Origin of the sequence: Streptomyces sp. NPDC093260 (genome assembly GCF_040683715.1) — a bacterium.
Taxonomy (GTDB): domain Bacteria; phylum Actinomycetota; class Actinomycetes; order Streptomycetales; family Streptomycetaceae; genus Streptomyces; species Streptomyces sennicomposti.
Genome location: NZ_JBFBEK010000010.1, coordinates 114,061 through 138,610, shown reverse-complemented (window position 1 = coordinate 138,610; position 24,550 = coordinate 114,061). Strand labels below are relative to the sequence as shown.

Annotated in this window: 21 protein-coding genes and 1 pseudogene; 8 read left to right on the top strand and 14 right to left on the bottom strand. The window is 74.2% G+C overall.

The genetic code is table 11. The annotated features are described in order from the left end of the window. The first annotated feature begins 92 nt into the window (after positions 1-92). Both AB0N63_RS15315 and AB0N63_RS15310 read left to right on the top strand, forming a co-directional pair. Entirely contained in the window at positions 93-665 is a 573-nt protein-coding gene (locus AB0N63_RS15315; protein ID WP_365529079.1) for a hypothetical protein, read from the top strand. 243 nt (positions 666-908) lie between these two features. Further along, complete coding sequence (locus tag AB0N63_RS15310; RefSeq protein WP_365529334.1) at positions 909-2,111, top strand: MFS transporter; 1,203 nt, start codon at positions 909-911, stop codon at positions 2,109-2,111. 179 nt (positions 2,112-2,290) lie between these two features. Here AB0N63_RS15310 and AB0N63_RS15305 read toward each other — a convergent pair whose 3' ends face one another. After that, complete coding sequence (locus AB0N63_RS15305) at positions 2,291-4,834, bottom strand: ATP-dependent Clp protease ATP-binding subunit (protein ID WP_365529077.1); 2,544 nt, start codon at positions 4,832-4,834, stop codon at positions 2,291-2,293. Positions 4,835-5,100: 266 nt separating this feature from the next. Between AB0N63_RS15305 and AB0N63_RS15300 the strand changes: the two genes are divergently transcribed. Beyond that, complete coding sequence (locus AB0N63_RS15300; RefSeq protein WP_365529074.1) at positions 5,101-5,856, top strand: maleylpyruvate isomerase family mycothiol-dependent enzyme; 756 nt, start codon at positions 5,101-5,103, stop codon at positions 5,854-5,856. A 75-nt stretch (positions 5,857-5,931) separates the two neighbouring features. On the opposite strand, the gene AB0N63_RS15295 is transcribed toward AB0N63_RS15300, so the two are convergent. The 3 genes and pseudogenes from AB0N63_RS15295 to AB0N63_RS15285 all read right to left on the bottom strand — a co-directional run bounded on the left by AB0N63_RS15295 (position 5,932) and on the right by AB0N63_RS15285 (position 8,724). Beyond that, complete coding sequence (locus tag AB0N63_RS15295) at positions 5,932-6,597, bottom strand: response regulator transcription factor (RefSeq protein ID WP_365529071.1); 666 nt, start codon at positions 6,595-6,597, stop codon at positions 5,932-5,934. Next, positions 6,594-7,881: pseudogene (locus tag AB0N63_RS15290) on the bottom strand (sensor histidine kinase). The gene AB0N63_RS15295 and the pseudogene AB0N63_RS15290 overlap by 4 nt, the downstream one beginning before the upstream one ends. Before the next feature lie 144 nt (positions 7,882-8,025). Continuing rightward, positions 8,026-8,724: a TetR/AcrR family transcriptional regulator gene (locus AB0N63_RS15285; protein WP_365529069.1), complete on the bottom strand. Its 699-nt coding sequence runs from the start codon at positions 8,722-8,724 to the stop codon at positions 8,026-8,028. Positions 8,725-8,873: 149 nt separating this feature from the next. Here AB0N63_RS15285 and AB0N63_RS15280 point away from each other — a divergent pair, with 149 nt between their 5' ends. After that, positions 8,874-9,326, top strand: a complete 453-nt coding sequence (locus tag AB0N63_RS15280) for a nitroreductase family deazaflavin-dependent oxidoreductase (RefSeq protein WP_365529066.1) — start codon at positions 8,874-8,876, stop codon at positions 9,324-9,326. A gap of 180 nt (positions 9,327-9,506) precedes the next feature. Here the strand turns inward: AB0N63_RS15280 and AB0N63_RS15275 are convergent, their stop codons facing one another. Continuing rightward, positions 9,507-10,769, bottom strand: a complete 1,263-nt coding sequence (locus tag AB0N63_RS15275) for a geranylgeranyl reductase family protein (protein WP_365529063.1) — start codon at positions 10,767-10,769, stop codon at positions 9,507-9,509. A gap of 214 nt (positions 10,770-10,983) precedes the next feature. Here AB0N63_RS15275 and AB0N63_RS15270 point away from each other — a divergent pair, with 214 nt between their 5' ends. Further along, positions 10,984-12,339 (top strand): dipeptidase, encoded by a 1,356-nt coding sequence (locus AB0N63_RS15270; RefSeq protein WP_365529060.1) that lies wholly within the window; start codon positions 10,984-10,986, stop codon positions 12,337-12,339. Between the two features lie 665 nt (positions 12,340-13,004). After that, positions 13,005-13,721, top strand: a complete 717-nt coding sequence (locus tag AB0N63_RS15265) for an MBL fold metallo-hydrolase (RefSeq protein WP_365529057.1) — start codon at positions 13,005-13,007, stop codon at positions 13,719-13,721. Between the two features lie 69 nt (positions 13,722-13,790). Here the strand turns inward: AB0N63_RS15265 and AB0N63_RS15260 are convergent, their stop codons facing one another. From AB0N63_RS15260 to AB0N63_RS15250, 3 genes are all read right to left on the bottom strand, one after another. After that, complete coding sequence (locus tag AB0N63_RS15260; RefSeq protein WP_365529054.1) at positions 13,791-14,834, bottom strand: NUDIX domain-containing protein; 1,044 nt, start codon at positions 14,832-14,834, stop codon at positions 13,791-13,793. A gap of 150 nt (positions 14,835-14,984) precedes the next feature. Further along, positions 14,985-15,179 carry a hypothetical protein gene (locus AB0N63_RS15255; RefSeq protein WP_365529051.1) on the bottom strand — a complete coding sequence of 65 codons (195 nt, stop codon included), beginning with the start codon at positions 15,177-15,179 and terminating at the stop codon, positions 14,985-14,987. 444 nt (positions 15,180-15,623) lie between these two features. Continuing rightward, complete coding sequence (locus AB0N63_RS15250) at positions 15,624-16,577, bottom strand: ROK family protein (RefSeq protein WP_365529048.1); 954 nt, start codon at positions 16,575-16,577, stop codon at positions 15,624-15,626. 129 nt (positions 16,578-16,706) lie between these two features. Here AB0N63_RS15250 and AB0N63_RS15245 point away from each other — a divergent pair, with 129 nt between their 5' ends. Further along, entirely contained in the window at positions 16,707-17,861 is a 1,155-nt protein-coding gene (locus AB0N63_RS15245) for a LacI family DNA-binding transcriptional regulator (protein WP_365529045.1), read from the top strand. An 82-nt stretch (positions 17,862-17,943) separates the two neighbouring features. Here AB0N63_RS15245 and AB0N63_RS15240 read toward each other — a convergent pair whose 3' ends face one another. The 5 genes from AB0N63_RS15240 to AB0N63_RS15220 form a co-directional block, all read right to left on the bottom strand. After that, positions 17,944-19,251 carry an aldolase/citrate lyase family protein gene (locus tag AB0N63_RS15240; RefSeq protein WP_365529042.1) on the bottom strand — a complete coding sequence of 436 codons (1,308 nt, stop codon included), beginning with the start codon at positions 19,249-19,251 and terminating at the stop codon, positions 17,944-17,946. Between the two features lie 198 nt (positions 19,252-19,449). Then, positions 19,450-20,412: an electron transfer flavoprotein subunit alpha/FixB family protein gene (locus AB0N63_RS15235; protein WP_365529040.1), complete on the bottom strand. Its 963-nt coding sequence runs from the start codon at positions 20,410-20,412 to the stop codon at positions 19,450-19,452. A gap of 53 nt (positions 20,413-20,465) precedes the next feature. Then, on the bottom strand, positions 20,466-21,251 hold the full coding sequence (locus AB0N63_RS15230; protein WP_365529037.1) for an electron transfer flavoprotein subunit beta/FixA family protein: 786 nt from the start codon (positions 21,249-21,251) through the stop codon (positions 20,466-20,468). Positions 21,252-21,684: 433 nt separating this feature from the next. Further along, positions 21,685-22,203 carry a flavin reductase family protein gene (locus AB0N63_RS15225; protein WP_365529034.1) on the bottom strand — a complete coding sequence of 173 codons (519 nt, stop codon included), beginning with the start codon at positions 22,201-22,203 and terminating at the stop codon, positions 21,685-21,687. Positions 22,204-22,410: 207 nt separating this feature from the next. Continuing rightward, entirely contained in the window at positions 22,411-22,737 is a 327-nt protein-coding gene (locus tag AB0N63_RS15220; protein WP_365529032.1) for a thioredoxin family protein, read from the bottom strand. 334 nt (positions 22,738-23,071) lie between these two features. Here AB0N63_RS15220 and AB0N63_RS15215 point away from each other — a divergent pair, with 334 nt between their 5' ends. Beyond that, positions 23,072-23,800 carry a lysophospholipid acyltransferase family protein gene (locus AB0N63_RS15215; protein ID WP_365529029.1) on the top strand — a complete coding sequence of 243 codons (729 nt, stop codon included), beginning with the start codon at positions 23,072-23,074 and terminating at the stop codon, positions 23,798-23,800. A 42-nt stretch (positions 23,801-23,842) separates the two neighbouring features. Here AB0N63_RS15215 and AB0N63_RS15210 read toward each other — a convergent pair whose 3' ends face one another. Next, a complete protein-coding gene (locus AB0N63_RS15210; protein WP_365529027.1) occupies positions 23,843-24,544 on the bottom strand; it encodes a phenylalanine--tRNA ligase beta subunit-related protein in 702 nt (233 codons plus the stop codon). Positions 24,545-24,550 lie beyond the last annotated feature (6 nt).

The window sequence follows — 24,550 nt, the reverse complement described above, 5'->3', positions numbered from 1 at the left end:
CGGATCTTTTCCGCGCCGTCACCGCGGCTTCCGATCTCCTCAGGGGGCACACTGGCAGTAGGAGCCCGTCGGTGCACGAGGGGGTGTCGAAGGTGACACGTCGTGCGGGAGTGCGGTGGTGGCGGTGGCGGCGCAATCCGCTCCGGCGGACCAGCGATGTCGTCGAGGCGTGGATCCTGCTCGTCGCCTGGAGCCTGGCCGTGCTGGGCGGGCTGGTGGCGGGACTGCTGACGGCGGGCGCCGTGCAGCAGAGCGCGGACCGCGTCCGGGCGCAGACCCACGCCGTGTCGGCCGTGCTGGCCGGGGAACCGGCGCGGGGAGCCGCCACGCGGCCGGCCGGCGGGTCACTGGTGTGGGGCACCGTGGGCTGGACGGACGCGAGCGGAGTCGCACACACCGGCCGCACCCGGGTGCCCGCCACCGCGGCGCCCGGCACCCGGGTCACGGTGTGGACGAACGAGCGCGGCAACCTCACCTCGCCGCCCGCCTCGCCCGCCGACACCGCCTTCCAGGCCGTGCTGGGCGGCCTGTGGGCCGGTTCGGCCAGCATGGGCCTGGTCATCGGCGGCGCGAAGCTGGCCCGCAACCGCCTCGACCACCACCGCTTCGACCAGTGGGCCGCGGAATGGGCCCGGGTGGACACATGGGGGCGTAAGACGGGCTGACGCGCCGGTGTCCCGGCACCCGCCGGGGGCGCACGATCGCGCCCGTCACCGCGTCGCCTCGCCCACCGTTCCCGGTCGTCGCCGCGGCGCCCGGCCGCCCGGCGCCCGCGCCCGTCGGCGGACCGCCCGCCCCCGACCTCCGCCCCTGGTCACCGCACCCCGCCCCTGCCCCTTGCCCGCTGGTCCGCGCACTCCTAGCCTGACTTTGTGCCGCTCATAAACAAAGTCCGCTCGCACAGTGTCGTGCCGGGCCACTCCCTCACCCGGCTCCGGGTTGCCCTCACCGCCTTCTTCGCCCTCGACGGCTTCGTCTTCGCGGGCTGGGTGGTACGCATCCCTGCCGTCAAGCAGCAGACCCACGCCTCCGCCGGGGCGCTCGGGCTCGCCCTGCTCGGCGTGTCCGCCGGAGCCGTGATCACCATGACCCTCACCGGGCGCCTGTGCCGCCGCTACGGCAGCCACCCGGTCACCGTCGTCTGCGCCGTCCTGCTGTCCCTCAGCGTCGCCCTGCCCCCGCTCACCCACTCGGCCTGGACGCTGGGGGCGGTGCTGCTGGCCTTCGGCGCCTCGTACGGTGGTATCAACGTCGCTTTCAACAGCGCGGCCGTCGATCTGGTGGCCGCGCTGCGGCGGCCGGTGATGCCTACCTTCCACGCCGCCTTCAGTCTGGGCGGCATGGTGGGAGCGGGGCTCGGCGGGCTCGTGGCCGGTTCCCTGTCCCCCACCCGCCATCTGCTGGGCCTCACCCTGATCGGCCTGCTCGTCACGGCCGTCGCCGGCCCCGCCCTGCTGCGCCACCCCGCCCCGACGCCGCCGGACGACGGCCCGGCGAGCGGCGGATCCCGGTCGGCGCAGTCGGATCCGATGCGGGCGGCGGACCCGCCCCGCCCCGACTCCCGCCGCACCCGCGGGCTCGTCGTCGTCCTCGGCCTCATCGCCCTGTGCACCTCCTACGGCGAGGGCGCCATGGCCGACTGGGGCGCCCTGCACTTCCAGCAGGACCTGGAGGCCTCAGCCGGTGTGGCCGCCGCCGGATACTCCTGTTTCGCCCTCGCGATGACCGCCGGACGGCTGACCGGGACGACGCTGCTGGAGCGGCTCGGCCGGTCCCGGACGATCGTGGCCGGCGGTGCCACCGCGGCGGCCGGGATGCTGCTCGGCTCGCTCGCTCCGTCCGTGTGGGCGGCGCTGCTCGGCTTCGCCGTGACCGGGCTCGGACTCGCCAACGTCTTCCCGGTCACCGTGGAACGCGCGGGCGCCCTGGCCGGTCCGAGCGGCGTCGCCGTGGCCTCCACGCTCGGCTACGGCGGCATGCTGCTCGGGCCCCCGGCCATCGGGTTCATGGCCGACTGGCTCACCCTGCCGGCCGCGCTCACCAGCGTCGCCGTCCTGGCCGCGGTCGCCGCCGCGATCGGCTTCGCGACCCGGCGGTCGGCGTTCGAATGACCGGCGTACAAGCAGACACGGCCGCGCACCGGCGGACCGTGCCGGCGCGTGCGAGGCCAGCCCGACGGACCGGCCGTCGGGGCACCAGGCCGGCGCCGGCCCGACTTCCGCCGCGGACGTCCGAGCGGCGCCGGCCGTGGAGGTGACAGGCACCGGTCGGAAGGCGCGCGAGCCGCCGGTCAGCCGGCGGGCGCCGCGCTCCCGCCGCTCTCCTCGTAGACCTTCGCGTCGGACGGGGCCGGGCGTTCGACGCGGCAGACCAGGGAGTCGTTCACGACGTCGGCCACGATGGTGTCCCCGGGGTCGGCCGCGCCGCTCAGCAACAGGGACGCGATGCGGTTGTCCAGTTCCGTCTGGATGGTGCGGCGCAGCGGGCGGGCGCCGAACTCGGGCTGGTGACCGTGGGCGACGAGGAGCTTCTTCGCCGCGTCGGTGACCTCCAGCTCCAGCCCCTGCGCGCGCACCCGGCGGCGGCTGTTGTCCAGCAGCAGGTCCACGATCCGGTTCAGCTCGTCCTCGCCGAGGCCGTGGAAGATGATGATGTCGTCGATGCGGTTCAGGAACTCGGGCAGGAACCTGCCGCGCAGGTCCTCCATCAGCTGGTCCTTGATGTCGGCGACGTCGCCGTGGTGGGCGAGGATGCGCTGCGCGCCGATGTTGGAGGTCATCACGACCACGGTGTTGCGGAAGTCGACCGTGCGGCCCTGCGCGTCGGTGAGCCGTCCGTCGTCCAGGACCTGGAGCAGGGCGTTGAAGACGTCCGGGTGGGCCTTCTCGACCTCGTCGAACAGCAGCACGCTGTAGGGCTGGCGGCGGACCTTCTCGGTCAGCTGGCCCGCCTCCTCGTGGCCGACGTAGCCGGGCGGGGCGCCGACCAGCCGGGAGACGGTGTGCTTCTCCTGGAACTCGCTCATGTCGAAGCGGACCAGGCGGTTCTCGTCGCCGAAGAGCAGCGCCGCGAGCGCCTTGGCCAGTTCGGTCTTGCCGACGCCGGTCGGGCCGAGGAACAGGAAGGAGCCGACGGGACGGTTCGGGTCGCCCATGCCGGCCCGGCTGCGGCGCACCGCCTGCGCGATGGCGGTGACGGCCTCGTCCTGCCCGACCACCCTGTCGTGCAGCGCCTCCTCCAGCTTCAGCAGCCGTTCCCGCTCGCTCTCGGTCAGCTGGGAGACGGGGATGCCGGTGCGCCGGGACAGCACGTCGGCGATGTCGTCGACGGTCACCTCCAGCACGCCCTCGCGCCGCTCGGCCAGCCCCGCCAGTTCGTCCTCCACCTCCACGATCCGGTCCTTGAGCTCGCTGGCCCGCTCGAAGTCCTCGGCGGCGACGGCCTGGTCCTTCTCGCGGCGCAGCTTGGCCAGCCGGTCCTCACGCTCGGCGACCTCGGTGGAGCGGCCGAGCGAGCGCAGCCGGACCCGGGCGCCGGCCTGGTCGAGCAGGTCGATCGCCTTGTCGGGCAGGAACCGGTCGGAAATGTAGCGGTCGGACAGCTCGGCCGCGGCGACTAGGGCGTCGTCGCTGTAGCGGACCTGGTGGTGGGCCTCGTAGGAGTCGCGCAGGCCCTCCAGGATCTGCACGGTCTCCTCGACGCTCGGCTCGGGCACCATGACGGGCTGGAAGCGGCGTTCCAGGGCGGCGTCCTTCTCCACGTAGCGCCGGTACTCGTCCAGCGTGGTGGCTCCGACGACGTGGAGTTCGCCGCGGGCCAGGGCCGGTTTGAGGATGTTGCCGGCGTCCATGGAGCCCTCACCGGTGGCGCCGGCGCCGACGACGGTGTGCAGCTCGTCCAGGAAGAGGATGGTCGACTCGGAGGCGGCCTTCACCTCGTCGATGACGTTCTTCAGCCGCTCCTCGAACTGGCCGCGGTACTGGGCGCCGGCCACGAGCCCGGTCAGGTCGAGGGCGACGACCCGCTTGTCCGCCAGCGTCTTCGGCACGTCCCCGGCGATGATCCGCTGGGCGAGGCCCTCGACGATGGCGGTCTTGCCGACGCCCGGCTCGCCGATCAGGACGGGGTTGTTCTTGGAGCGGCGGGAGAGGATCTCCACCGTCTGCTCGATCTCCAGCGCCCGGCCGACCACCGGGTCCAGCTTCCCGTCGCGCGCCTCTTCGGTGAGGTCGCGGCCGTACTGGTCGAGGGTCGGGGTGTCGCTGGGCTTCTCGCCGCCGGGCGCGGTCTCGCCGCGGGCCGCCTCCTCGGCGCTGCGGCGCAGCCGCTCGGTCTCCAGGCCGTGCGAGGCGAGCACGCGGCCCGCCGCCGTGCCCGGGGTGTCCAGCAGCGCGCCGAGCAGGTGTTCGGGGCCGATGTACGACACTCCGGCGGCCCGGGAGCGTTCGTAGGCGCGCAGCAGCACTCGCTTGGCGGCGGGGGTCAGGCCGGGCTCGGCGGAGGGGGTGCCGCTCTCGCCGGGCAGCGCGGCGGCGAGGTCGGCGCCGAGCCGCTCGGGGTCGGCGCCCGCCTGGGTGAGCAGTCCGCAGGTGGGCTCCACCTGGGTGCAGGCCCACAGCAGGTGCTCGGTGTCCAGGTCGGAGCTGCCGTCCTCGGCGGCCCGCCGGGTAGCGGTGTTGATCAGCTCGCGCGCGGAATCGGTCAGCAGCCGGCCGATGGGCACCCGCTGCACCTGGGGCGGCGAGGCGCCCGGCGTCATGCCGAAGAAGCGGTTGAGGATCTCGGAGAACGGGTCCTGGCCGCCGAATGAGGCGCCGAAGGGGGACATCGTCATGGTCGCCGTCCGCAGCGTGGGGAACGTGAGTCATCCCCCAGCCCACCTCGTCCGGCGCGCCGCCGCAACGCGACATACGCCGGCCCGGTGCGGGAGCGACACGAACGGCGGCTCCGCCGGGGCGGGACGGCCGTTCGCTCCGCGGGCGGACCGGTCCGCTCTTCGGTGCCCACCGGGCTGCCCCGTCCGCCGTGCCGCAGGTCGGCCGTCCCGCAGGACGGAATCCCTCTGCCCCCAAGGCCGCCCCCTCGGGCAGACTCCGTGGAATGAAGACTGCCGAGTTCCTTGACGTGCTCGACCGGGAGGGGCGGCTGCTGGCCGCGGCCGCCGAGGCGGCGGGCACCGACGCCGAGGTGCCGACCTGCCCCGGGTGGCGGGTGCGGGACCTGCTGGCGCACACGGGCGCCGTGCACGAGTGGGCCGCCGCCTTCGTCGCCGACGGGCACACGTCCCCGCTCGCCCTCGGCGAAGCGCCCCGGCTCGACGGCCCCGAGCTGGTGGCCTGGTACCGCGACGCCCACCGCCGGCTGGTGCGGACCCTGGCCGAGGCGCCCGCCGAGGTGGAGTGCTGGACCTTCCATCCCGCACCCCAGTCACCGCCCACGTCCCTGGCCTTCTGGACCCGGCGGCAGGCGCACGAGACGACCGTTCACCGCTTCGACGCCGAGTCCGCACGCGGCGGCGCCCCCACGGCGATCGACGCCGGCTTCGCCGTCGACGGCGTGGACGAACTGCTGCGCGGCTTCCACGCCCGCCCCAGGAGCCGGGTCCGCGTCCCCGAGCCGCGCGTCCTGCGGGTGCGCGCGACGGACGCCGGGGAGGCGGACGAGGCGGTGTGGACCGTACGGCTGACGGACGGGCCCCCGGTCACGGTGCGGGACGCGGCCGGTGCGGTGGACGCCGAACTCTCCGGCCCGGCGGACCGGTTGTACCTGGCGCTGTGGAACCGGGGGCCGGTGCCGAGCGTGACGGGCGACGCGTCGCTGGCCGCACTGTGGCGGGAGACGTCGGCGATCACCTGAACCGCCGGGCACGCCGAAGCCCGGCCCCGCGCGGATCCCCTCCCGGCGGGTCGGCACGGTGCGCCCCGCCGGGCCTCACCCCAGCCAGCCCGGCCGGACCAGGCCCGACTCGAAGGCGAGCACGACCAGTTGGGCCCGGTCGCGGGCGCCGAGCTTCACCATGGTGCGGCTGACGTGGGTCTTGGCGGTGAGGGGGCTGACGACCAGGCGGCGGGCGATCTCCTCGTTGGACATACCGATGCCGACCAGGGCCATGACCTCGCGTTCGCGCTCGGTGAGCCGGGCAAGGGCGTCGGCCGCCGCGGGCTCCTTGGACCGGGCCGCGAACTCGGCGATCAGCCGGCGGGTGACGCCGGGCGACAGCAGGGCGTCACCGGCGACCACAGCCCGCACCGCGCGCAGGAGTTCGTCCGGTTCGGTGTCCTTGACCAGGAAGCCGGAGGCGCCCGAGCGGATCGCCTCGAAGACGTACTCGTCCAGTTCGAAGGTGGTGAGCATGACCACCTTGACGTCCGCCAGGCCGGAGTCGCCGGTGATGCCCTGGGTGGCGGCCAGGCCGTCCAGCACCGGCATGCGGATGTCCATCAGCACGACGTCCGGGCGCAGTTCGCGCACCCGGCGCAGGGCCTCCGCCCCGTCGGCGGCCTCCCCGGCCACCTCGATGTCCGGCTGTGCGTCGAGCAGCGCCCGGAACCCGGCCCGGACCAGCGACTGGTCGTCGGCGAGCAGCACGCGGATCACCGGTCGTCCTCCTCGGTCGTCAGGGGCAGTACGGCGAGCACCCGCCAGCCGCCGTCGGGGCGCGCTCCGGCCTCGATGGCGCCGCCGAGCGCGGCGGCCCTCTCCCGCATCCCGGCCAGTCCGTTGCCGCTGCCGCCCGCGTCCGCGCCGGTGGCCGGTCCGTCGTCGTCGATCCGCAGCCGCAGGGCGCCGCCGTCGTGGCCGAGGCGCACGCGCGCGTGCCGTGAGCCGGAGTGCCGTACGACGTTGGTGAGGGCTTCCTGGACGATGCGGAAGGCGGCCAGGTCGGTGCCGGGCGGCAGCGGGGGCGGGGTCCCGTCGACCTCGACGGCGAGTCCGGCGGCGGCCGCCTGGTCGACCAGTTCGGGCAGCCAGCCGAGGCCGGGCGCCGGGGCGCGCGGGGCGTCGCCGGGGGTGCGCAGGGTCTCGAGCACCTGGCGCACCTCACCGAGCGCCTCCTTGCTGGCGGCCCGGATGGCGGTGAGCGCCGTACGGGCCTGTTCCGGGTCGCTGTCCAGCAGGGCGAGGCCGGTGCCGGCCTGGACGTTGATGACGGAGATGCTGTGCGCGAGGACGTCGTGGAGTTCACGGGCGATGCGCAGCCGTTCCTCGTCGGCGCGCCGCCGGGCCGCCTGGGCGCGCTCGGCGCGATCCCGGGCCCACTGCTCGCGTCGGGCGCGGGCCAGTTCGGACAGGGCGACGACGGCCACCACCCAGGTGGCGACGACGAGTTGCTGTCCCCAGGAGGAGGGTCCGTCCCCGGGCGGCGGCAGCCACCGGTAGAGCCAGAGCACGATGAGCGCGTTGCCGGCCCACAGCGCGCCCACGGACGTCCAGGCGGCGCGGCGGCACCCGGCGACGACGGCGCCGAAGCAGGCCACGGCGACGGCCGCGAACACCGGTCCGTAGGGGTAACCGGCGGCGAGGTAGGCCAGGGTGGCCGCCGCGGTGCCGTACGCCACGGGCCGGGTGCCGGTGCCGCCACAGCAGCGGTACGCAGGCCAGGAGCAGCAGTGCGTACGCGGCGCCGTCCAGCGGCTCGCGATGGCCGTGCCGGCCGTGGGCCGCGAAGTGGGAGCCGGCGAGCACGAGGGCGGTGCAGAGCGCGGTGGAGGGCCAGGGCAGGTGCGGGCGCCCCGGCCGGAGCCCGCCCGTGCGCGGCCTTCCGGTTCCCCGTCCGTCGTCCTGCCGGCCCGGCGGCTCCTCCCCCGTCCCGTGCCACCACGGCGGCGTGTGCCGCCGCCACCGCGGCGGGCCGCCCGGGACCGCGCACTGCTCTTCCATGCCCGCCACGCTGGACCGGCCGCCCGGCCCGCGCGTCAGCCCGGCGAGGTGATCACCCGTACTCCCGGGGAAGTACGGCGGCCGAGGCGGCGTGGGGCCGTGTCCCCCGCTCACGGCCGTCCCGGCGGCGGGCGGGGCGGCCGGTCAGGGCTCAAGCCCCACCCCGTGGGCGAGCCGGACCGCCGCGTGCCGGAAGAACGGCTCGCGGTCCTCCACCACCCGGTTGAACTGCCCGAACAGCTCGAACCCGACGAGCCCGTACAGCTGCGCCCAGGCGGCGACGAGCGCCGTCACGATCTCGGGAGGCAGGTCGGGGGCGAGGTCGGCGGTCATCCGCCCGGCCTCCCGGCGCAGTTCGGCGGGAAGCTCGGGACCGCTCAGCCGGCCCTGCTCGTGGGCGTCGCGGACGATGCCGATGAGCAGGAGACCGACGCGGGCCGCCGCCGGCACGGTGCTCTGCGGGGCGCTGTAGCCGGGCACGGGCGAGCCGTAGATCAGGGCGTACTCGTGCGGATGGGCGAGGCCCCAGCCGCGCACCGCCTCGCAGACGGCGGTCCAGCGCTCCAGGGGCGCGGCGTCGGCGACCGCGTGATGGGCCTGCTCGGCGGCGGCGCCGAGGGAGTCGTAGGCGTCGACGATGAGCGCGGTCAGCAGGTCGTCGCGGCTGGGGAAGTACCGGTACAGCGCGGAGGAGACCATGCCGAGTTCGCGGGCCACGGCGCGCAGCGAGAGCTTGGCGGCGCCCTCGGCGGCCAACTGCCCGCGCGCGGCCTCCTTGATGGCGGTGGTGATCTCCGTCCTGGCCCGGGCGCGGGCTCCCTTGACGGTGTTCGCGGTGTCCATGGGGAGAGTGTTCCACGAATTCGGAGCACCGCACACGTCATGGAGCACCGCACACAAAAGAGAGCACCGCTCTTGCTTTGGAGCGCCGTTCCGCACACACTGGAACCCGGAAGCGAGAGCACCGCTCTCCCGAACCCGTGGGGGTCCTCATGTCGTCGTCGCCGTACTACCTCAAGGGCAGCGCGTTGAGCGTCCGTCTGAACGGCGTCGTCGGGTGGCTGGCCCGGCACGGACTGAGCCTCGCGGGCTCGGCCGAGCTGTCCGTGCGGGGCCGCAAGAGCGGCGAGCTCCAGCGCATCCCGCTCAACCCGCACAGCTACGACGGGGCGCAGTACCTGGTCTCGGCGCGCGGCCACTCCCAGTGGGTGCGCAACATGCGGGCGGCGGGCGGCGGGGAGCTGCGGGTCGGGCGCAAGGTGCGGGAGTTCACCGCGGTGGAGCTTCCCGACGCGGAGAAGCTCCCGGTCCTGCGGACCTATCTGGAGCGGTCGGGCTGGCAGGTCGGCGCGTACTTCCAGGGGGTCACGGCCGCCTCCTCGGACGAGGAGATCAACGCGGTGGCCGTCGACCACCCGGTCTTCCGGATCACGGTCAAGGGCTGAACACGGCGGCGGACGGAGCGCGGACCGAGGGCGACAACGGCCACTGGCAGCGCGCGGCCAGTGGCCGGCCGGGGCCGAGCACGGCCGGGGCGGACCACGGTCAGGAACCGATCGCGGTCAGGGGCCGGTCACGACCGGAAGCCGAGCGCGGCCGGCACGGCCCGGCCGTGCCGGCCGCGCTCAGGAAGCGGCCCCGTCCTCCGCCTCCTCGGCGGGCGGCGCGACCGGCTCCGCGACCCTGCGGTCCATCACGGAAAGCGCCCGCTGCGCCAGCGGGTGGTTGCGGACCAGTTCGCCGAGCGAGGTCGAGCCCTGGGTGATGTCCTTGAACGCCTTCCAGGCGGGGCGGAACCCGGTCAGGGCGGCGTGGAAGAGGCCGGGCCGGCGCTCGAAGACCGCGAGCATCCGCTTGCCGACGGCCATCTCGACGCCGAGCCCCGCCTTGATCGCGAACGCGTAGTTCAGCGCCTGGCGCCGGGCGTCGACCGCGTCGTGCGCCTCGGCGATCCGCACCGCCCACTCCCCCGCGAGCCGGCCCGAGCGCAGCGCGAACGAGATGCCCTCGCGCGTCCACGGCTCCAGCATCCCGGCCGCGTCGCCGCACACCAGCACCCGTCCCCGTGACAGCGGCGAGTCCTCGGCGCGGCAGCGGGTCAGATGCCCGGAGGAGATGCTCGGCTCGAAGCCGGCCAGGCCCAGGCGGGCGATGAAGTCCTCCAAGTACCGCTTGGTGGCGGCGCCTTCGCCGCGGGCCGAGATCACGCCGACGGTCAGCGTGTCGCCCTTGGGGAACACCCAGCCGTAACTGCCGGGGATCGGGCCCCAGTCGATGAGCACCCGCCCCCGCCAGTCCTCGGCGACGGTCTCGGGCACCGGGATCTCCGCCTCCAGGCCGAGGTCCACCTGGTCCAGCTTCACGCCGACGTGGGCGCCTATCCGGCTGGCGCTGCCGTCCGCGCCGACGACCGCCCGCGCGAGGACGGTCTCGCCGCCCTGGAGGACCACGGCGACCGTGCGCCGGTCCGGCACCGCCGAGCCGTGCTGCTCGACCCGGGACACGGTGACGCCGGTGCGCAGTTCGGCGCCGGCCTTCTGCGCGTGCTCGACGAGCTGCTGGTCGAACTCGGGCCGGTTGATCAGGCCGAACAGCATCTGCCGGGAGCGGCGGGTGCGGGTGAAGCGGCCGTTGTTCGAGAAGGTCACCGCGTGCACGCGGTCCTTGAACGGCAGTTCGAAGCCGGGCGGCAGCGAGTCGCGGGACGGGCCGATGATGCCTCCGCCGCACGTCTTGTAGCGCGGCAGTTCCGTCTTCTCCAGCAGCAGCACGCGCCGTCCCGCGACCGCCGCCGCGTAGGCGGCCGAGGCCCCTGCCGGTCCCGCGCCCACCACGACGACGTCCCACACCTGCCGCACGTCGTCTGCCGAAGAGTTGTCGCTGCTCACGATGGTCTACCGCTCCAGATCAAGCCGGCTGCCGCTGCTGTCTCCCGCATCCTACGGCGGTCGGCGACCAGGCCCCCTGTGGGAGGATCGGGAGCGTGGGCGCCCCGGCCGCCGCACGGCGCCCGCACCCACCCGATCATCCGGAAACAGAAGTACCCGAAGTACCGCCGAAGGTACTCACGAGTGCACCATCGCACCCACAAGGAGCGTGCCCATGTCGTCGAATCCGGTCGCCGAGGCCGTCGCCTCCCTGCTGCCCAGGGCCAGGACGGAACTCGCCGAACTGGTGGCCTTCAAGTCGGTGGCGGACTTCGAACAGTATCCGCGCAGCGAGAGCGAGGCCGCCGCCGACTGGATCGCCGACGCGCTGCGCGCCGAGGGCTTCACCGACGTGGCCCTGCTCGACACCCCGGACGGCACCCAGTCGGTGTACGGCTACCTGCCCGGCCCCGAGGGCGCGAAGACCGTGCTCCTGTACGCCCACTACGACGTGCAGCCGCCGCTGGACGAGGCCGCCTGGGTCACCCCGCCGTTCGAGCTGACCGAGCGCGACGGCCGCTGGTACGGGCGCGGCTCCGCCGACTGCAAGGGCGGGGTCATCATGCACCTGCTCGCGCTGCGCGCCCTCAAGGCCGACGGCGGCATACCGGTCGCCGTCAAGATCGTCGTGGAGGGTTCGGAGGAGCAGGGCACCGGCGGTCTCCAGCGCTACGCCGAGCAGCACCCCGAACTGCTCGCGGCCGACACGGTCGTGATCGGCGACGCGGGCAACTTCCGCGTCGGCCTGCCCACCGTCACCTCCACCCTGCGCGGCATGGTCCTGGTCCGGGTCCAGGTCGACACCCTGGCGGGCAACCTGCACTCCGGCCAGTTCGGCGGCGCCGCCCCCGACGCGCTCGCCGCGCTGATCCGCACCCTGGACTCGCTGCGCGCCGAGGACGGCTCCACCACCGTGGACGGCCTGTCCGGCGACGCCGTCTGGTCCGGGCTGCGGTACGACGAGGCACAGTTCCGCGCGGACGCCAAGGTGCTCGACGGGGTCCAGCTGATCGGTTCCGGCGCGGTCGCCGACCGCATCTGGGCCCGCCCGGCCATCACCGTGCTCGGCATCGACTGCCCGCCGGTCGTCGGCGCGACCCCCTCCGTTCAGGCCGGCGCGCGTGCCCTGGTCAACCTGCGGGTGCCGCCGGGCGTCGACACCGGCGAGGCGGCCAAGCTGCTCCAGGCCCATCTGGAGGCGCACACGCCGTGGGGCGCCCGGGTGAGCACCGAGGTGGTCGGCCAGGGCGAGGCCTTCCGCGCCGACACCAGCAGCCCGGCCTACCGGGCGATGGCCGACGCGATGGCCGCCGCCTACCCCGGCGAGGAGATGCAGTACGCGGGCCAGGGCGGCTCCATCCCGCTGTGCAACACCCTCGCCTCGCTCTACCCGGAGGCGGAGATCCTGCTCATCGGTCTGAGCGAGCCCGACGCACAGATCCACGCCGTCAACGAGAGCGTCTCCCCTGAGGAACTGGAGCGGATGTCGGTGGCGGAGGCGCTGTTCCTGCGCAACTACGCGGCCGGCTGAGGCGCGACGGGGGTGACGTACCGAGCCGCTGTCCGCCCTGGAGGCCGGCGAGTCGGGGCGCGCCCGCCCCTGGGGCCGCGGTACGCCCCCACCGCGCCGACGGCGCAGGGGGCACCGCCGGTTCCGCCGACGGGAAGGCGCGGCGTGGCCGACCCGACGAAGGACTGCGCCGGCGCGGCACAATTTCATCAGCCCGCCGAAGGGGCTCGCGGTCTCCACCGCGGACGCCGCCCGCAGCGCGATGATCGCGGGCGCCGGGCACACCCGCTCCGGTGGCGGCGCAGGGCACACCACTCGCTCCGGCCGACGCCACCGGGCACTGCGCAGGCTCCGCCGACGGGACCGGGCGCACCATCGGTTCCGGCAGCGGGTCGGCACGACCCCGCCGGCCCGCCGTGGGACTTCGCCGGCTCCGCCGAAGGCGCCGGGCGCAGCGCGACTGCCGCGGACGCCGGGCGCGCCCGACCGCTCCGCCGGCGGCGCCGGGCGCGTGTCGTCCCTTCGGCGTGGGCGCCGGGCGCCTTGCCGGGGCCGGCGACGGCACCGGGGCCGCCGAGCGGTCGGCGGCCCCACGGGCCGCTCTCCCGTTCCGCAGGCCCGCCGACGGTTCTGCCGTGGGCAGAGGGTCCTCGCCCCGCGCGGGGGGACCTGCCTACGGTCGGGGCATGGACATCGTGGAGATCCTTCCCCGGCTGCATCTGCTGCGCTTCGCCGTCGGTCAGGCCTACCTCTGGCGCGACGGCGACGAGCTGACCCTCGTGGACGCCGGGGCGCGCGGCGCGTGCGTGCCGGTGGTCGAGGCGATCACCTCGCTCGGCGGCGACCCCGCGCGGTTGCGGCGGATCGTGCTGACGCACTTCCACGAGGACCACGCGGACGGGGCGGGCGAACTGGCGGCGGAGACCGGCGCGCAGGTGCTGGCGCACCGGCTGGACGCGCCGGTGGTCCTCGGTGAACTGCCCGGTCCGCCGCCGGTGTTGGAGGGCTGGGAACGCCCCCTGCACGCGACGGCGTCCACCCGGCTGTCCGGTGGGGAGCCGGTCCGCCCGGCCGAGGTCACCGGGCTGTCCGACGGCGACACGGTGGATTTCGGCGGCGGCGCCCGCGTCCTCCACGTCCCGGGTCACACGCACGGCAGCATCGCCCTGCATCTCCCGCGGCGCGGTGTGCTGTTCACCGGCGACACGGTCGCCGCCTCGCCGGTGGACGGCGCGGTCATGCCGGGCGTGTTCAACCTCGACCGGTCCGAGACCCTCGCGTCCTTCCACCGGCTCGCCGCGCTCGACACCGAGGTGGCCTGCTTCGGTCACGGCGACCCGGTGACCGCACGGGCCGGGGCCGTCCTGCGCGAGGCGGCGAGGCGGCATCCGGTACACAGCTGAGCGTGACGCACCGCGGCCGCACGCGCCCCGCCGGTGCCGTACCGGCCGCGGGCACCACACGGCGCCCGCTCAGCCCACCGGCACCCCCGCCTCCAGGTAGAGCGCCGCGCCGCGTTCACGGGCCCGCAGCGCCCAGCGCAGACGCTCGTAGCGGACGGGCGGCAACAGCGTCGCGGCCTCCCGTTCGGTGACGAAGCGGCAGTCGCGCAGTTCGGGTCCGGGCAGCAGCAGCCGTCCGGCCGCCTCGGAGTCCAGCCGGCCGCCGTCGAACAGCAGCCGCAGTCCGCCGTAGCCGGGCGGCCGGGGCGATTCCCAGTCCACGACGAGCAGCCGCGGCACCTCCGCCAGCTGTATCCCGGTCTCCTCGGCGACCTCGCGGACACCGGCGCGGGCCGGTGCCTCCCCGGGCTCCACGACCCCGCCGGGGAACTCCCAGCCGGGCTTGTAGGTGGGATCGACCAGCAGCACCCGGTCCCGCTCGTCGAAGAGCAGCACCCCGGAGGCGACGGTCTCCGCGGTGGGCTCCGGGGTCTGCACGATCTCGCAGGCGGGAACGGTCCCGCTGCCGACCGCCTCGGCGATGCGGACGGCCGTCTCGTACGGTGTCAGGGCGCTGGTGTCGACGACATGGGCGTCGGCGGTGAGCCAGGCGGCGAGGGCTGTGCGGTAGGGCTCGATGTGGTCGTAGGACCACTGGCGTATGCGCAGTTCGCCGTCGGGGAGGTCGGGCGGGACCTCGCGGCCGGCTATCCGCTCACGCAGGATCGTTTCGGCCGGGGCGAGGAGGATGTGGCGGACTTCGATGCGGCGGGCGGCGAGGCCGCCGAAGATCTCGTCACGGTACTCCTGGCGCAGCAGGGTCATGGGCACCACGAGGGTGCCGCCTAGTTCGGCGAGCATGGCCGCGGCCGTGTCGATGACCAGCCGCCGCCAGATCGGCAGGTCCTGGAAGTCGCCGGCTTCGGCGAGGTGCTTGGGCGGCAGCAGGTGTGCGAGTGCGCCGCCGATGACCTCGGGGTCGAAGAGCGTGCTGTTCGGGATCAGCTCGATCAGTTCCCGTGCGGTGGTGGTCTTTCCCGCACCGAACGTGCCGTTGATCCAGACGACGGTCACTGGTCCCCCTCTTCTGTTGGCCCCCTGTGGCTTGCCCGCTCCACCCTGCCACGGAAACCAGCCCCAGTTGAGGCCGCACACAAGAAGGCGCCGGCGCCCCCTGGGGAAGGGGCGCCGACGCCTTCGAGCGCGGACCGCCGAACGGCCGGCTCAGCCGTTCTCGGCCGGGACCGAGCGGTCCCCGGCGGGGCTGTCGTGGTCCACGGTGACGTCCAGGGCGCCCACGGCGTCCTTGGCCTTGGCGTCGTCGGCCGCGGGGCGCCCGGTGGCGTGCGACGGGGAGACGGCGGCGACCACGAAGCCGGTGGCGAGGGAGGCGAGGGCGAGCATGCTGCGCTTCTTCATGCCTGCTCAACGCCGAACCGGGCGATGGGTAACGGCCCCGGCCGAAGCCACCGGGCTCCGCCCCCGCCACCGAAGGCCCCTCCCCGGGAGACCGGGCGGCGCGGCCAGACGGCACCCCGGGGCGGGTCCCGCCGCGGGGCGCCCGGCCGCCGCCCGTCGCATGCACCCGGCCGTCAGGAGCCGCCAGGCGGGTACGGTTCCGGCAACCGCCGCGAGAAGACCGGAAACCCACACCGGCCGGACGGGGCTCAGCCTCCGGCAGCCACCGCGGTCACCGCCCCAGCGCGGCCGCAGACACGCCCCGCCACGGACCAGACCGCCCCGCCACGGGCCAGACCGCCCCGCCACGGGCCAGACCGCCCCGCCACGGGCCAGACCGCCCCGCCACGGGCCAGGCCGCCCCGCCCTCCGGGCGGGATCAGACTTCCGCAACTCCGTACCGCGTCACACCCCGGCGGCAGCCGCCTTCGCCGGGCGCGCCAGTGCGGCGGCCGCCGCGCCCACCAGGCCCGCGTCCGTGCCCATCCGGGCCGGGACCACCTTCAGCCGCCGGACGAAGGAGAGGGTGGCGTAGTCGGTGAGGGCCGTGCGGAGGGGGGCGAAGAGGATCTCCCCCGCCTTGCCCACGCCGCCCCCCACGACTGCGATGTCGATCTCGACCAGAGTCGCCGTCGCGGCGATGCCCGCGGCCAGGGCCCGTGCGGCGCGCTCGAAGGAGGCCACGGCGACCGGGTCCCCTGCGCGCGCCGCGGCGGCCACCGCGGCGGCAGAGGCGTCGCCGTCGGGGCCGGGCCGCCAGCCGTTCTCCAGCGCCCGGCGGGCGATGTTCGGCCCGCTGGCGATCCGCTCCACGCAGCCGCGCGACCCGCACGGGCACGGATCGCCGTCCAGGTCGACGCTGATGTGCCCGATGTGCCCGGCGTTGCCCGTCGGGCCCGGGTGGAGCCGGCCGCCGAGCACGAGACCGCCGCCGACGCCGGTGGACACCACCATGCACAGCGCGTTGTCGTGGCCGCGGGCGGCGCCCTGCCAGTGCTCGGCCGCCGTGATGGCGACCCCGTCGCCGATCAGCTCGACGGGCAGTCCCCCGATCGCCGAGCGGGCCCGCTCCACCAGCGGGTAACCGCGCCAGCCGGCCACGTTGACCGGGCTGACCGTGCCGGCGGAGGCGTCCACGGGCCCGGCACTGCCGATCCCGAGAGCCGCGACCCGCTCCCACAGCGGCGACGCCGTCAGTTCGCCGAGGACGTCCGTCACCGCGCGCATCACGGTGTCGCCGTCCTCCTGCGCGGGCGTCGCGCGCTGCGCACGCACCAGGATGCCGCCGCGGCCGTCCACCAGGGCTGCGGCGATCTTGGTGCCGCCGATGTCGAGCGCGGCCACGAGGTCGGTGTGCATCAGAGTCGGATCTCCCCGTCAACCATGGAGGACAAGAGGTGGGCGCAGTCCCGGTCGCGCGCTGGGGGACGGCGGGCCGAGTGTGCACGGGACAGTCTCTCGCGCGGTTGACAACGTTGTCCAGGCTCTATGCTCGACGCCACATCCGTGAAACGCTTCCGGGGACCGCCCCGCCGTCCCCGCGGGTACGACAGGACAGGACGCCGTATCGTGCCAGAGACCGCCCGCCGGGCCGACCGCCCCGGCGACCGCCGCCCGGACCGCCGTTCAGGGAACCGTTACGGCAACCGGCCGACCATGAAGGACGTGGCGGCGCGGGCCGGGGTGGGCCTCAAGACCGTATCCCGCGTGGTCAACGGCGAGCCCGGCGTCACCCCCGACACCGAGCGGCGGGTCCAGGAGGCCATCGAGGCGCTGGGCTTCCGCCGCAACGACAGTGCCCGGGTGCTGCGCAAGGGCCGGACGGCGAGCATCGGGCTGGTGCTGGAGGACCTGGCCGACCCGTTCTACGGTCCGCTGAGCCGCGCGGTCGAGGAGGTGGCCCGCGCGCACGGCGCCCTGCTGATCAACGGCTCCAGCGCCGAGGACCCCGACCGTGAGCAGGAGCTGGCGCTGGCGCTGTGCGCGCGGCGGGTGGACGGGCTGGTGATCATCCCGGCAGGCGACGACCACCGGTATCTGGAGCCGGAGATCAGGGCGGGCGTGGCGACCGTGTTCGTGGACCGCCCGGCGGGGCGGATCGACGCCGACGTGGTGCTCTCGGACAACTTCGGCGGCGCCCGGGACGGTGTGGCGCATCTGATCGCGCACGGCCACCGCCGGATCGGCTTCATCGGCGACATGCCCCGGATCCACACGGCCGCCGAGCGGCTACGCGGCTACCGGACGGCCATGGAGGACGCCGGGATACCCGTCCAGGACGCGTGGATGTCCCTCGGCGGCACCGATCCGGAGCGGGTGCGCCGGGCCGCCGAGGAGATGCTGTCCGGGCCGGGCCCGGTCACCGCCGTCTTCACGGGCAACAACCGGGTGACCGTCACCGTGATCCGCGTCCTGGCCGCGCTGTCCCGCCCGGTCGCGTTGGTCGGCTTCGACGACCTGGAACTCGCCGACCTGCTCCAGCCGGGCGTGACCGTGGTCGCCCAGGACGCGGCGGCCCTCGGCCGCACGGCCGCCGAGCGCCTCTTCCGGCAGTTGGACGGCACCCTGCTCGCCCCCGAGCGCATCGAGTTGCCGACCCGACTGGTGCAGCGCGGCTCGGGCGAGATCCCGCCCTCCGGCTGACCGCGGACGCAAGCTCGGTACGCGCTCAGCACGCGACGGGACGCGCCCGCACGCGCGGTCACGCCCGTCCCGCGGACTGCGGCTACTGGGCGGACGCCGTAAGGTCGCCGCGGCGCGGAGCGGCGAAGCCCTCCAGGTCGGCGCGGGTCAGACCGCTGAGGCGGGCCACCTCTGCTATGTCGAGGGCGCCGCAGTCCAGGCCGCGCAGCAGATAGCCGCTGAGCGCCTTGGCGGTGGCCGGCTCGTCCATCACGTCGCCGCCGGTGCGGTTGGCGTAACGGGACAGCCGGGCGGCGGCCTGCTCGAAGCCCTCGCGGTAGAAGGCGAAGACCGCCGCGTACCGGGTGGGGATGTGGCCGGGGTGCATGTCCCAGCCCTGGTAGTAGGCGCGGGCCAGGGCCCGGCGTGTGAGACCGTAGTGCAGCCGCCAGGCGTCGTGCACCTTTTCGGTCGGGCCGACGGGCAGCACGTTGGTGGAGCCGTCGGACACGCGCACGCCGGTGCCGGCCGCGGCGACCTGCATGACGGCCTTGGCGTGGTCGGCGGCCGGGTGGTCGCTGGCCTGGTAGGCGGCGGAGACACCGAGGCAGGCGCTGTAGTCGAAGGTGCCGTAGTGCAGTCCGGTGGCCCGGCCCTCGGCGGCCTGGATCATGCGGGCGACGGCGGCGGTGCCGTCGGCGGCGAGGATGGCCTGGCTGGTTTCGATCTGGATCTCGAAGCCGAGCCGGCCGGGCTCCAGGCCGTGCGCCTTCTCGAAGGCCTCCAGCAGCCGGACCATGGCGGTGACCTGCTCGGGATAGGTCACCTTGGGCAGGGTCAGGACCAGTCCGTCGGGCAGGCCGCCGGCCGCCATCAGGCCGGTGAGGAAGACGTCGAGGGTGCGGATGCCGCGGTCGCGGACGGGCGCCTCCATGCACTTCATGCGGATGCCCATGTACGGGGCGGCGGTGCCGTTGGCGTAGGCCTCGGCGACCAGGCGGGCGGCGCGGGCGGCGGCCTCGTCCTCCTCGGCGTCGGGGCGGGGGCCGTAGCCGTCCTCGAAGTCGATGCGCAGGTCTTCGATCGGTTCGCGCTCCAGCTTGGCGCGGACGCGGCTGTGGACCGGTTCGGCGAGGTCGTCGCTCAGGCCGAGGACGGCGGCGAGGCTCGCGGCGTCGGGAGCGTGTTCGTCGAGCGCGGCGAGCGCCCGGTCGCCCCAGGAGCGGATGGTGTCGGCGGCGAAGACGTCGCCGGGGACGTAGACGGTGTGGACGGGCTGGCGGGTGCCCGGGTCGCCCGGGTAGCGGCGCTCCAACTCGGCGTCGACCGGCGCGAGGGAGGCGCTGATCTCCTCGCTGACGGCGCCCGCGAGGCTCGTCGCCACCTTCTCCTCCTGCTGGCCCTGGACCATCCCACACCCTCCAAGTTTCCGCTCTACGGAATCAACAATCCGTAGAACGAAGTTATCCGTGGATCTTCCCGCCGGTCAACACCTGTCCGCAGCCTGAGCCATCGGCGCGCGCCGGACAACCTGGGTATACAGAGGCCCCCGTGACCGGGCGGGTCACGGGGGCCTCGTGCGGACCGGGGGGCGGCCGGCCGGGGAGTCTCAGCCCTTGCGGGTCTTGATCTCCTCGGTCAGCTGCGGGACGACCTCGAAGAGGTCGCCGACCACGCCGTAGTCGACCAGGTCGAAGATCGGGGCCTCGGGGTCCTTGTTGACCGCGACGATCGTCTTCGAGGTCTGCATGCCGGCGCGGTGCTGGATGGCGCCCGAGATGCCGTTGGCGATGTACAGCTGCGGCGAGACCGACTTGCCGGTCTGGCCGACCTGGTTGGTGTGCGGGTACCAGCCCGCGTCCACCGCGGCGCGCGAGGCGCCCACGGCCGCGCCGAGGGAGTCGGCCAGCGCCTCGATGATCGCGAAGTTCTCCGCGCCGTTCACACCGCGGCCGCCGGAGACCACGATCGCGGCCTCGGTCAGCTCCGGGCGGCCCGTCGACTCACGCGGCGTACGGCCGGTGACCTTGGTGCCGGTGGCCTGCGCGGAGAAGGACACGGACAGGGCCTCGACCGCGCCGGCGGCCGGGGCGGCCTCCACGGCGGCGCTGTTCGGCTTCACCGTGATGACCGGAGTTCCCTTGGACACACGGGACTTGGTGGTGAAGGACGCGGCGAACACCGACTGGGTGGCCACCGGGCCCTCGTCGCCGGCCTCCAGGTCGACGGCGTCGGTGATGACGCCCGAACCCAGGCGCAGCGCGAGGCGGGCGGCGATCTCCTTGCCCTCCGCGGAGGAGGGGACCAGGACGGCGGCCGGGGAGACGGCCTCGACGGCGGCCTGCAGCGCGTCCACCTTCGGCACGACCAGGTAGTCGGCGTACTCGGCGGCCTCGTGGATGAGGACCTTGACCGCGCCGTGCTCGGCGAGCGCGGCGGCGGTGTCGGCGGCGCCGTTGCCGAGGGCGACGGCGACCGGCTCGCCGACGCGGCGGGCCAGGGTCAGCAGCTCCAGGGTGGGCTTGCGGACGGTGCCGTCCACGTGGTCGACGTAGACGAGAACTTCAGCCATGGGACTTCTTCTCTCCTGCTTGCGAAGTATGAGGGGCGGTCAGCGAACGGGCTCTAGATGAACTTCTGGCCCGCGAGGAACTCGGCGAGCTGCTTGCCGCCCTCGCCCTCGTCCTTGACGATCGTGCCCGCGGTACGCGCCGGACGCTCGGTGGCCGACTCGACCGCGGTGTACGCGTTCTCCAGGCCGACCTCGTCCGCGTCGATCTCCAGGTCGGACAGGTCCCAGGACTCCACCGGCTTCTTCTTGGCCGCCATGATGCCCTTGAAGGACGGGTAGCGGGCCTCACCCGACTGGTCGGTCACCGACACGACGGCCGGCAGGGAGGCCTCGAGCTGCTCGGAGGCGACGTCGCCGTCGCGGCGGCCCTTGACGGTGCCGTCCTCGACCGACACCTCGGACAGCAGCGTCACCTGCGGGACGCCCAGGCGCTCGGCGAGCAGGGCCGGTACGACGCCCATGGTGCCGTCGGTGGAGGCCATGCCGGAGACGACCAGGTCGTAGCCGGCCTTCTCGATCGCCTTGGCCAGCACCAGCGAGGTGCCGATGGCGTCCGTGCCGTGCAGGTCGTCGTCCTCGACGTGGATCGCCTTGTCGGCGCCCATCGACAGCGCCTTGCGCAGCGCGTCCTTGGCGTCCTCCGGGCCCACCGTCAGGACGGTGACCTCGGCGTCGTCGGCGTCCTCGGCGATCTGCAGCGCCTGCTCGACGGCGTACTCGTCGAGCTCGGAGAGCAGACCGTCCACGTCGTCCCGGTCGACGGTCAGGTCATCGGCGAAGTGCCGGTCGCCAGTGGCGTCGGGCACGTACTTCACAGTGACAACGATCCTCAAGCTCACGCCGGCTCTCCTACTGCATCGTCATTTCCAGGGCTGCCTTCTTGCAGGCAGCATAGGCGCCTGAAGCGGCCGATCCCGGTCGGGGCGACCCCGCGCTCCGAGCGGAATATTACTCGTCAGTACACCCAGTTCATGCCCGCTAAGCAAGCGCTTTGAACTGTGACCTTCGCAACGCAGCGTAACCGGAACTCGACGCCCCCGCAGGTCCGGGGTGCCGGGCCGCGAGGAAGCTCTGGAGTCTTCCGTTCGGATCAGGACCGATCAGGGAGCGGCCCCTCCACGCCGTTCAGGCAGTGGGGGAGCGTCGCGAGGCGGAGGAGGGCGGCATGGCGGAGCCATGGCACCCGACGACAACGCCGCGGGCCCCCCGCTCGAAGAACTCGGGGGAGCGGTGCCGGGGCCCGCGACCCCGGCAAGATCCGGACGAAAGACCCTAGTCGCGCAGGCCGCTGAAGCGGCCCTGGTGGTACAGCAGGGGCCGGCCGGTGCCGGTGGGGTCGCCGAGCAGCACCTCCGCGAGGACGATGCGATGGTCGCCGGCCGGTACCCGGGCGACCACCCGGCAGACCAGCCAGGCCAGCACCCCGTCGAGCACGGGGACATTCTCGGGGCCGTCGCGCCAGGAGGTCGGCGCGCCGAAGCGGTCGGCGCCGCTGCGGGCGAAGGTGGCGGCCAGGTCCTCCTGGTGCTCGCCGAGTATGTGGACGCCGATGTGCTCCGTGCCGGATACCGCCGGCCAGCTGGAGGCGCCGGTGCCGATGCCGAAGGAGATCATCGGGGGCTCGGCGGAGACGGAGGTGAGCGAGGTCGCGGTGAAGCCGACCGGTCCCGACTCCCCGCGCGCGGTGATCACGGCCACACCGGCCGCGTGCCGCCGGAAGACGGAGCGCAGCAGGTCGGGCGAGGCGAGCTGGAGGGCGCCGGGAGCGCCGAGACCGGGGGTGACGGCCATGGAGTTGTCCTTCGGATGGTGAGGCGAGCGGGGTCCGTGGCTGCTCAACAGCCCGGACAGCACGCGCTCGCGGTACGGGCGAGATCGACGTGCACCCGTCCGAAGAGAAGGAGTTCCCGGTCCATGCAGTCAGGCTGACGATGGATGGCAGGCGCAGTCAAGTGGCGTCGGACGCATGGGACGTGCCTCACGGCGGCGGACACGGTGTCAGACCGCCTCACCGAGCGCCGCGATGACGTCCGCCTTGCGCGGCAGGCCGGCGGCGCGCCGCACGACACGACCGGCCGCGTCGAGGACCAGCACGGTGGGCGTCTTGAGGATGCCGAGTTCGCGCACGAGGTCCAGGCGGTCCTCGGCGTCGATCTCGACGTGGGCGACGCCGGGCACCATGCCGGCCACTTCGCCCAGGACCCTGCGGGTGGCCCGGCAGGGGGCGCAGAAGGCGGAGGAGAACTGCACCAGCGTGGCCCGCTCGCCCAGTTCCCCGCCCCACCGCGCCGCGTCCAGCCGCCTGTCGTCCTCGTCCGCGCGCACCGCACTCTCCTTCTTCCTCCTCGTCCCGCCCGTGGCCGTCGTGGCCGGCCTTCGTGCCGCCCGGCGACCGGCCGCCGATACGGGTACCCGCCCGCCCGCGAGCTCTTCTCGGACTTCAGCGTCCCGGCGGCCGCGGTTGATTCCCGTCCGCCGCCGCGGCGCGCGCACCCCGTCGTTGGTCCGACGTGACGAGGATCTCGCCGTGTACGGGCACGCGGACTGGCTACCCGGCCGTTCTTCGGGCACGATCTGCGACATGCCGTAAACCTACGGCAGCGTAACTTCGCAGGGAGCCCCCCCCCTTCCCTGGCAGACAGAAGGGTCCACCCCGCCCATGGCCGAGCTTGTCTACCGTCCCGTCATCGGTTTCGCCCGCACGATGTTCAAGGTGTGGGACCTCAGGATCGATTGCCGCGGTTCGGAGAACATTCCGCGCTCGGGCGGTGCCGTGCTGGTGAGCAATCACATCAGTTATCTGGACTTCATCTTCAACGGCCTGGCGGCCCTGCCCCAGAAGCGCCTGGTGCGCTTCATGGCGAAGGAGTCGGTCTTCCGGCACCGGATCTCCGGTCCGCTGATGCGCGGTATGAAGCACATCCCGGTGGACCGTGCGCGGGGTGAGGCGGCCTACGAGCACGCACTGGACTCGCTGCGCTCGGGCGAGGTGATCGGGGTCTTCCCCGAGGCGACCATCTCCCAGTCGTTCACGCTGAAGAGCTTCAAGTCGGGCGCCGCCCGGCTGGCCCAGGAGGCGGGCGTCCCGCTGGTCCCGATGGCGGTGTGGGGCACCCAGCGGCTGTGGACCAAGGGCCAGCCGCGCAACTTCCGGCGCAGCCACACGCCCATCACCATCCGGGTGGGCGAGGCCCTCGAGGCCCCCCGCGACCAGTACGCCGGCGCCATCACCCGCCGGCTGCGCGAGCGCGTCCAGGAGCTGCTGGAGGCCGCGCAGCGCGCCTACCCGGTGCGGCCCCGGGGCGCGGAGGACACCTGGTGGATGCCCGCCCACCTCGGTGGCACGGCCCCGACCCCGGAACAGCTCCGCCTGGCCGAGGCGCACTGACCGCTCCCGGCCCTGCGGTGCGCCCCGGCCGGGCCGGACCGTTCAGGCCGCGGAGTACGGCGCGTGCACGTTGATCCGTGCTCCGGGGCTGAACTTCTCCAGCAGCTCGGCCAGTTCGGCGGCGGCCGCCTCGGCCTCGGTGACCGGCATCGGGGCCAGACTCTCCAGCAGGAAGAGACCGGAGACGGTCCCCTCGGTCAGCCGGGTGCGCGGCCCCTGGCGCCAGTTCCAGCGGCGGCAGGTGACGCCGGCCCCGTCGCACCACACCACCTCGCCCGCGTCGGGGTGCTCGACGGTCTCCTCGCCGCCGGACACGGTCACGAAGTCCTCGTCGCCGGTGGCCCGCACCAGGCGCATCCCGCCCTGGATCAGCTCCAGGTCCTCGCCGCCGACCGGGATCAGACGGGCGACGCTGATGGCGTTGTAGAGGTCGACCAGGACGTTGATGCGGGGCAGCCCTGCGTCCGAGAGCGCCCGCTTCGCCAGTGCCTCGGCCGAGTTGCGGGTGCGCGACGGTCTGGAGCCGAACGCCGTGTAGACCTCGCGCCAGGCGGCCATGTGCGGGTCCTCGTGCGGGGCGCGGCCGTCCAGCCGGGCGGCCAGCCGGCGGGCGGCGTCGTCCAGCAGCGCCGAACTGGCCTCCGTGGAGGGTCCGTTGGCCAGGTCGTACGCCTCCACCGCCACATGGGTGAAGCCGGGCGCGAGCGCGCGCACCTCGTCGGACACGGTGAGCGTGAGTGTCATGTTCTG

What these genes read in the sequence shown, in the direction of transcription:
- AB0N63_RS15240 (WP_365529042.1), bottom strand. Translation starts at nt 19,251, where the DNA reads ATGGTCCAGGGCCAGCAGGAGGAGAAGGTGGCGACGAGCCTCGCGGGC.
- AB0N63_RS15225 (WP_365529034.1), bottom strand. Translation starts at nt 22,203, where the DNA reads ATGGCCGTCACCCCCGGTCTCGGCGCTCCCGGCGCCCTCCAGCTCGCC.
- AB0N63_RS15270 (WP_365529060.1), top strand. Translation starts at nt 10,984, where the DNA reads ATGTCGTCGAATCCGGTCGCCGAGGCCGTCGCCTCCCTGCTGCCCAGG.
- AB0N63_RS15300 (WP_365529074.1), top strand. Translation starts at nt 5,101, where the DNA reads ATGAAGACTGCCGAGTTCCTTGACGTGCTCGACCGGGAGGGGCGGCTG.
- AB0N63_RS15265 (WP_365529057.1), top strand. Translation starts at nt 13,005, where the DNA reads ATGGACATCGTGGAGATCCTTCCCCGGCTGCATCTGCTGCGCTTCGCC.
- AB0N63_RS15250 (WP_365529048.1), bottom strand. Translation starts at nt 16,577, where the DNA reads ATGCACACCGACCTCGTGGCCGCGCTCGACATCGGCGGCACCAAGATC.
- AB0N63_RS15285 (WP_365529069.1), bottom strand. Translation starts at nt 8,724, where the DNA reads ATGGACACCGCGAACACCGTCAAGGGAGCCCGCGCCCGGGCCAGGACG.
- AB0N63_RS15215 (WP_365529029.1), top strand. Translation starts at nt 23,072, where the DNA reads ATGGCCGAGCTTGTCTACCGTCCCGTCATCGGTTTCGCCCGCACGATG.
- AB0N63_RS15210 (WP_365529027.1), bottom strand. Translation starts at nt 24,544, where the DNA reads ATGACACTCACGCTCACCGTGTCCGACGAGGTGCGCGCGCTCGCGCCC.
- AB0N63_RS15305 (WP_365529077.1), bottom strand. Translation starts at nt 4,834, where the DNA reads ATGACGATGTCCCCCTTCGGCGCCTCATTCGGCGGCCAGGACCCGTTC.
- AB0N63_RS15280 (WP_365529066.1), top strand. Translation starts at nt 8,874, where the DNA reads ATGTCGTCGTCGCCGTACTACCTCAAGGGCAGCGCGTTGAGCGTCCGT.
- AB0N63_RS15245 (WP_365529045.1), top strand. Translation starts at nt 16,707, where the DNA reads ATGCTCGACGCCACATCCGTGAAACGCTTCCGGGGACCGCCCCGCCGT.
- AB0N63_RS15255 (WP_365529051.1), bottom strand. Translation starts at nt 15,179, where the DNA reads ATGAAGAAGCGCAGCATGCTCGCCCTCGCCTCCCTCGCCACCGGCTTC.
- AB0N63_RS15235 (WP_365529040.1), bottom strand. Translation starts at nt 20,412, where the DNA reads ATGGCTGAAGTTCTCGTCTACGTCGACCACGTGGACGGCACCGTCCGC.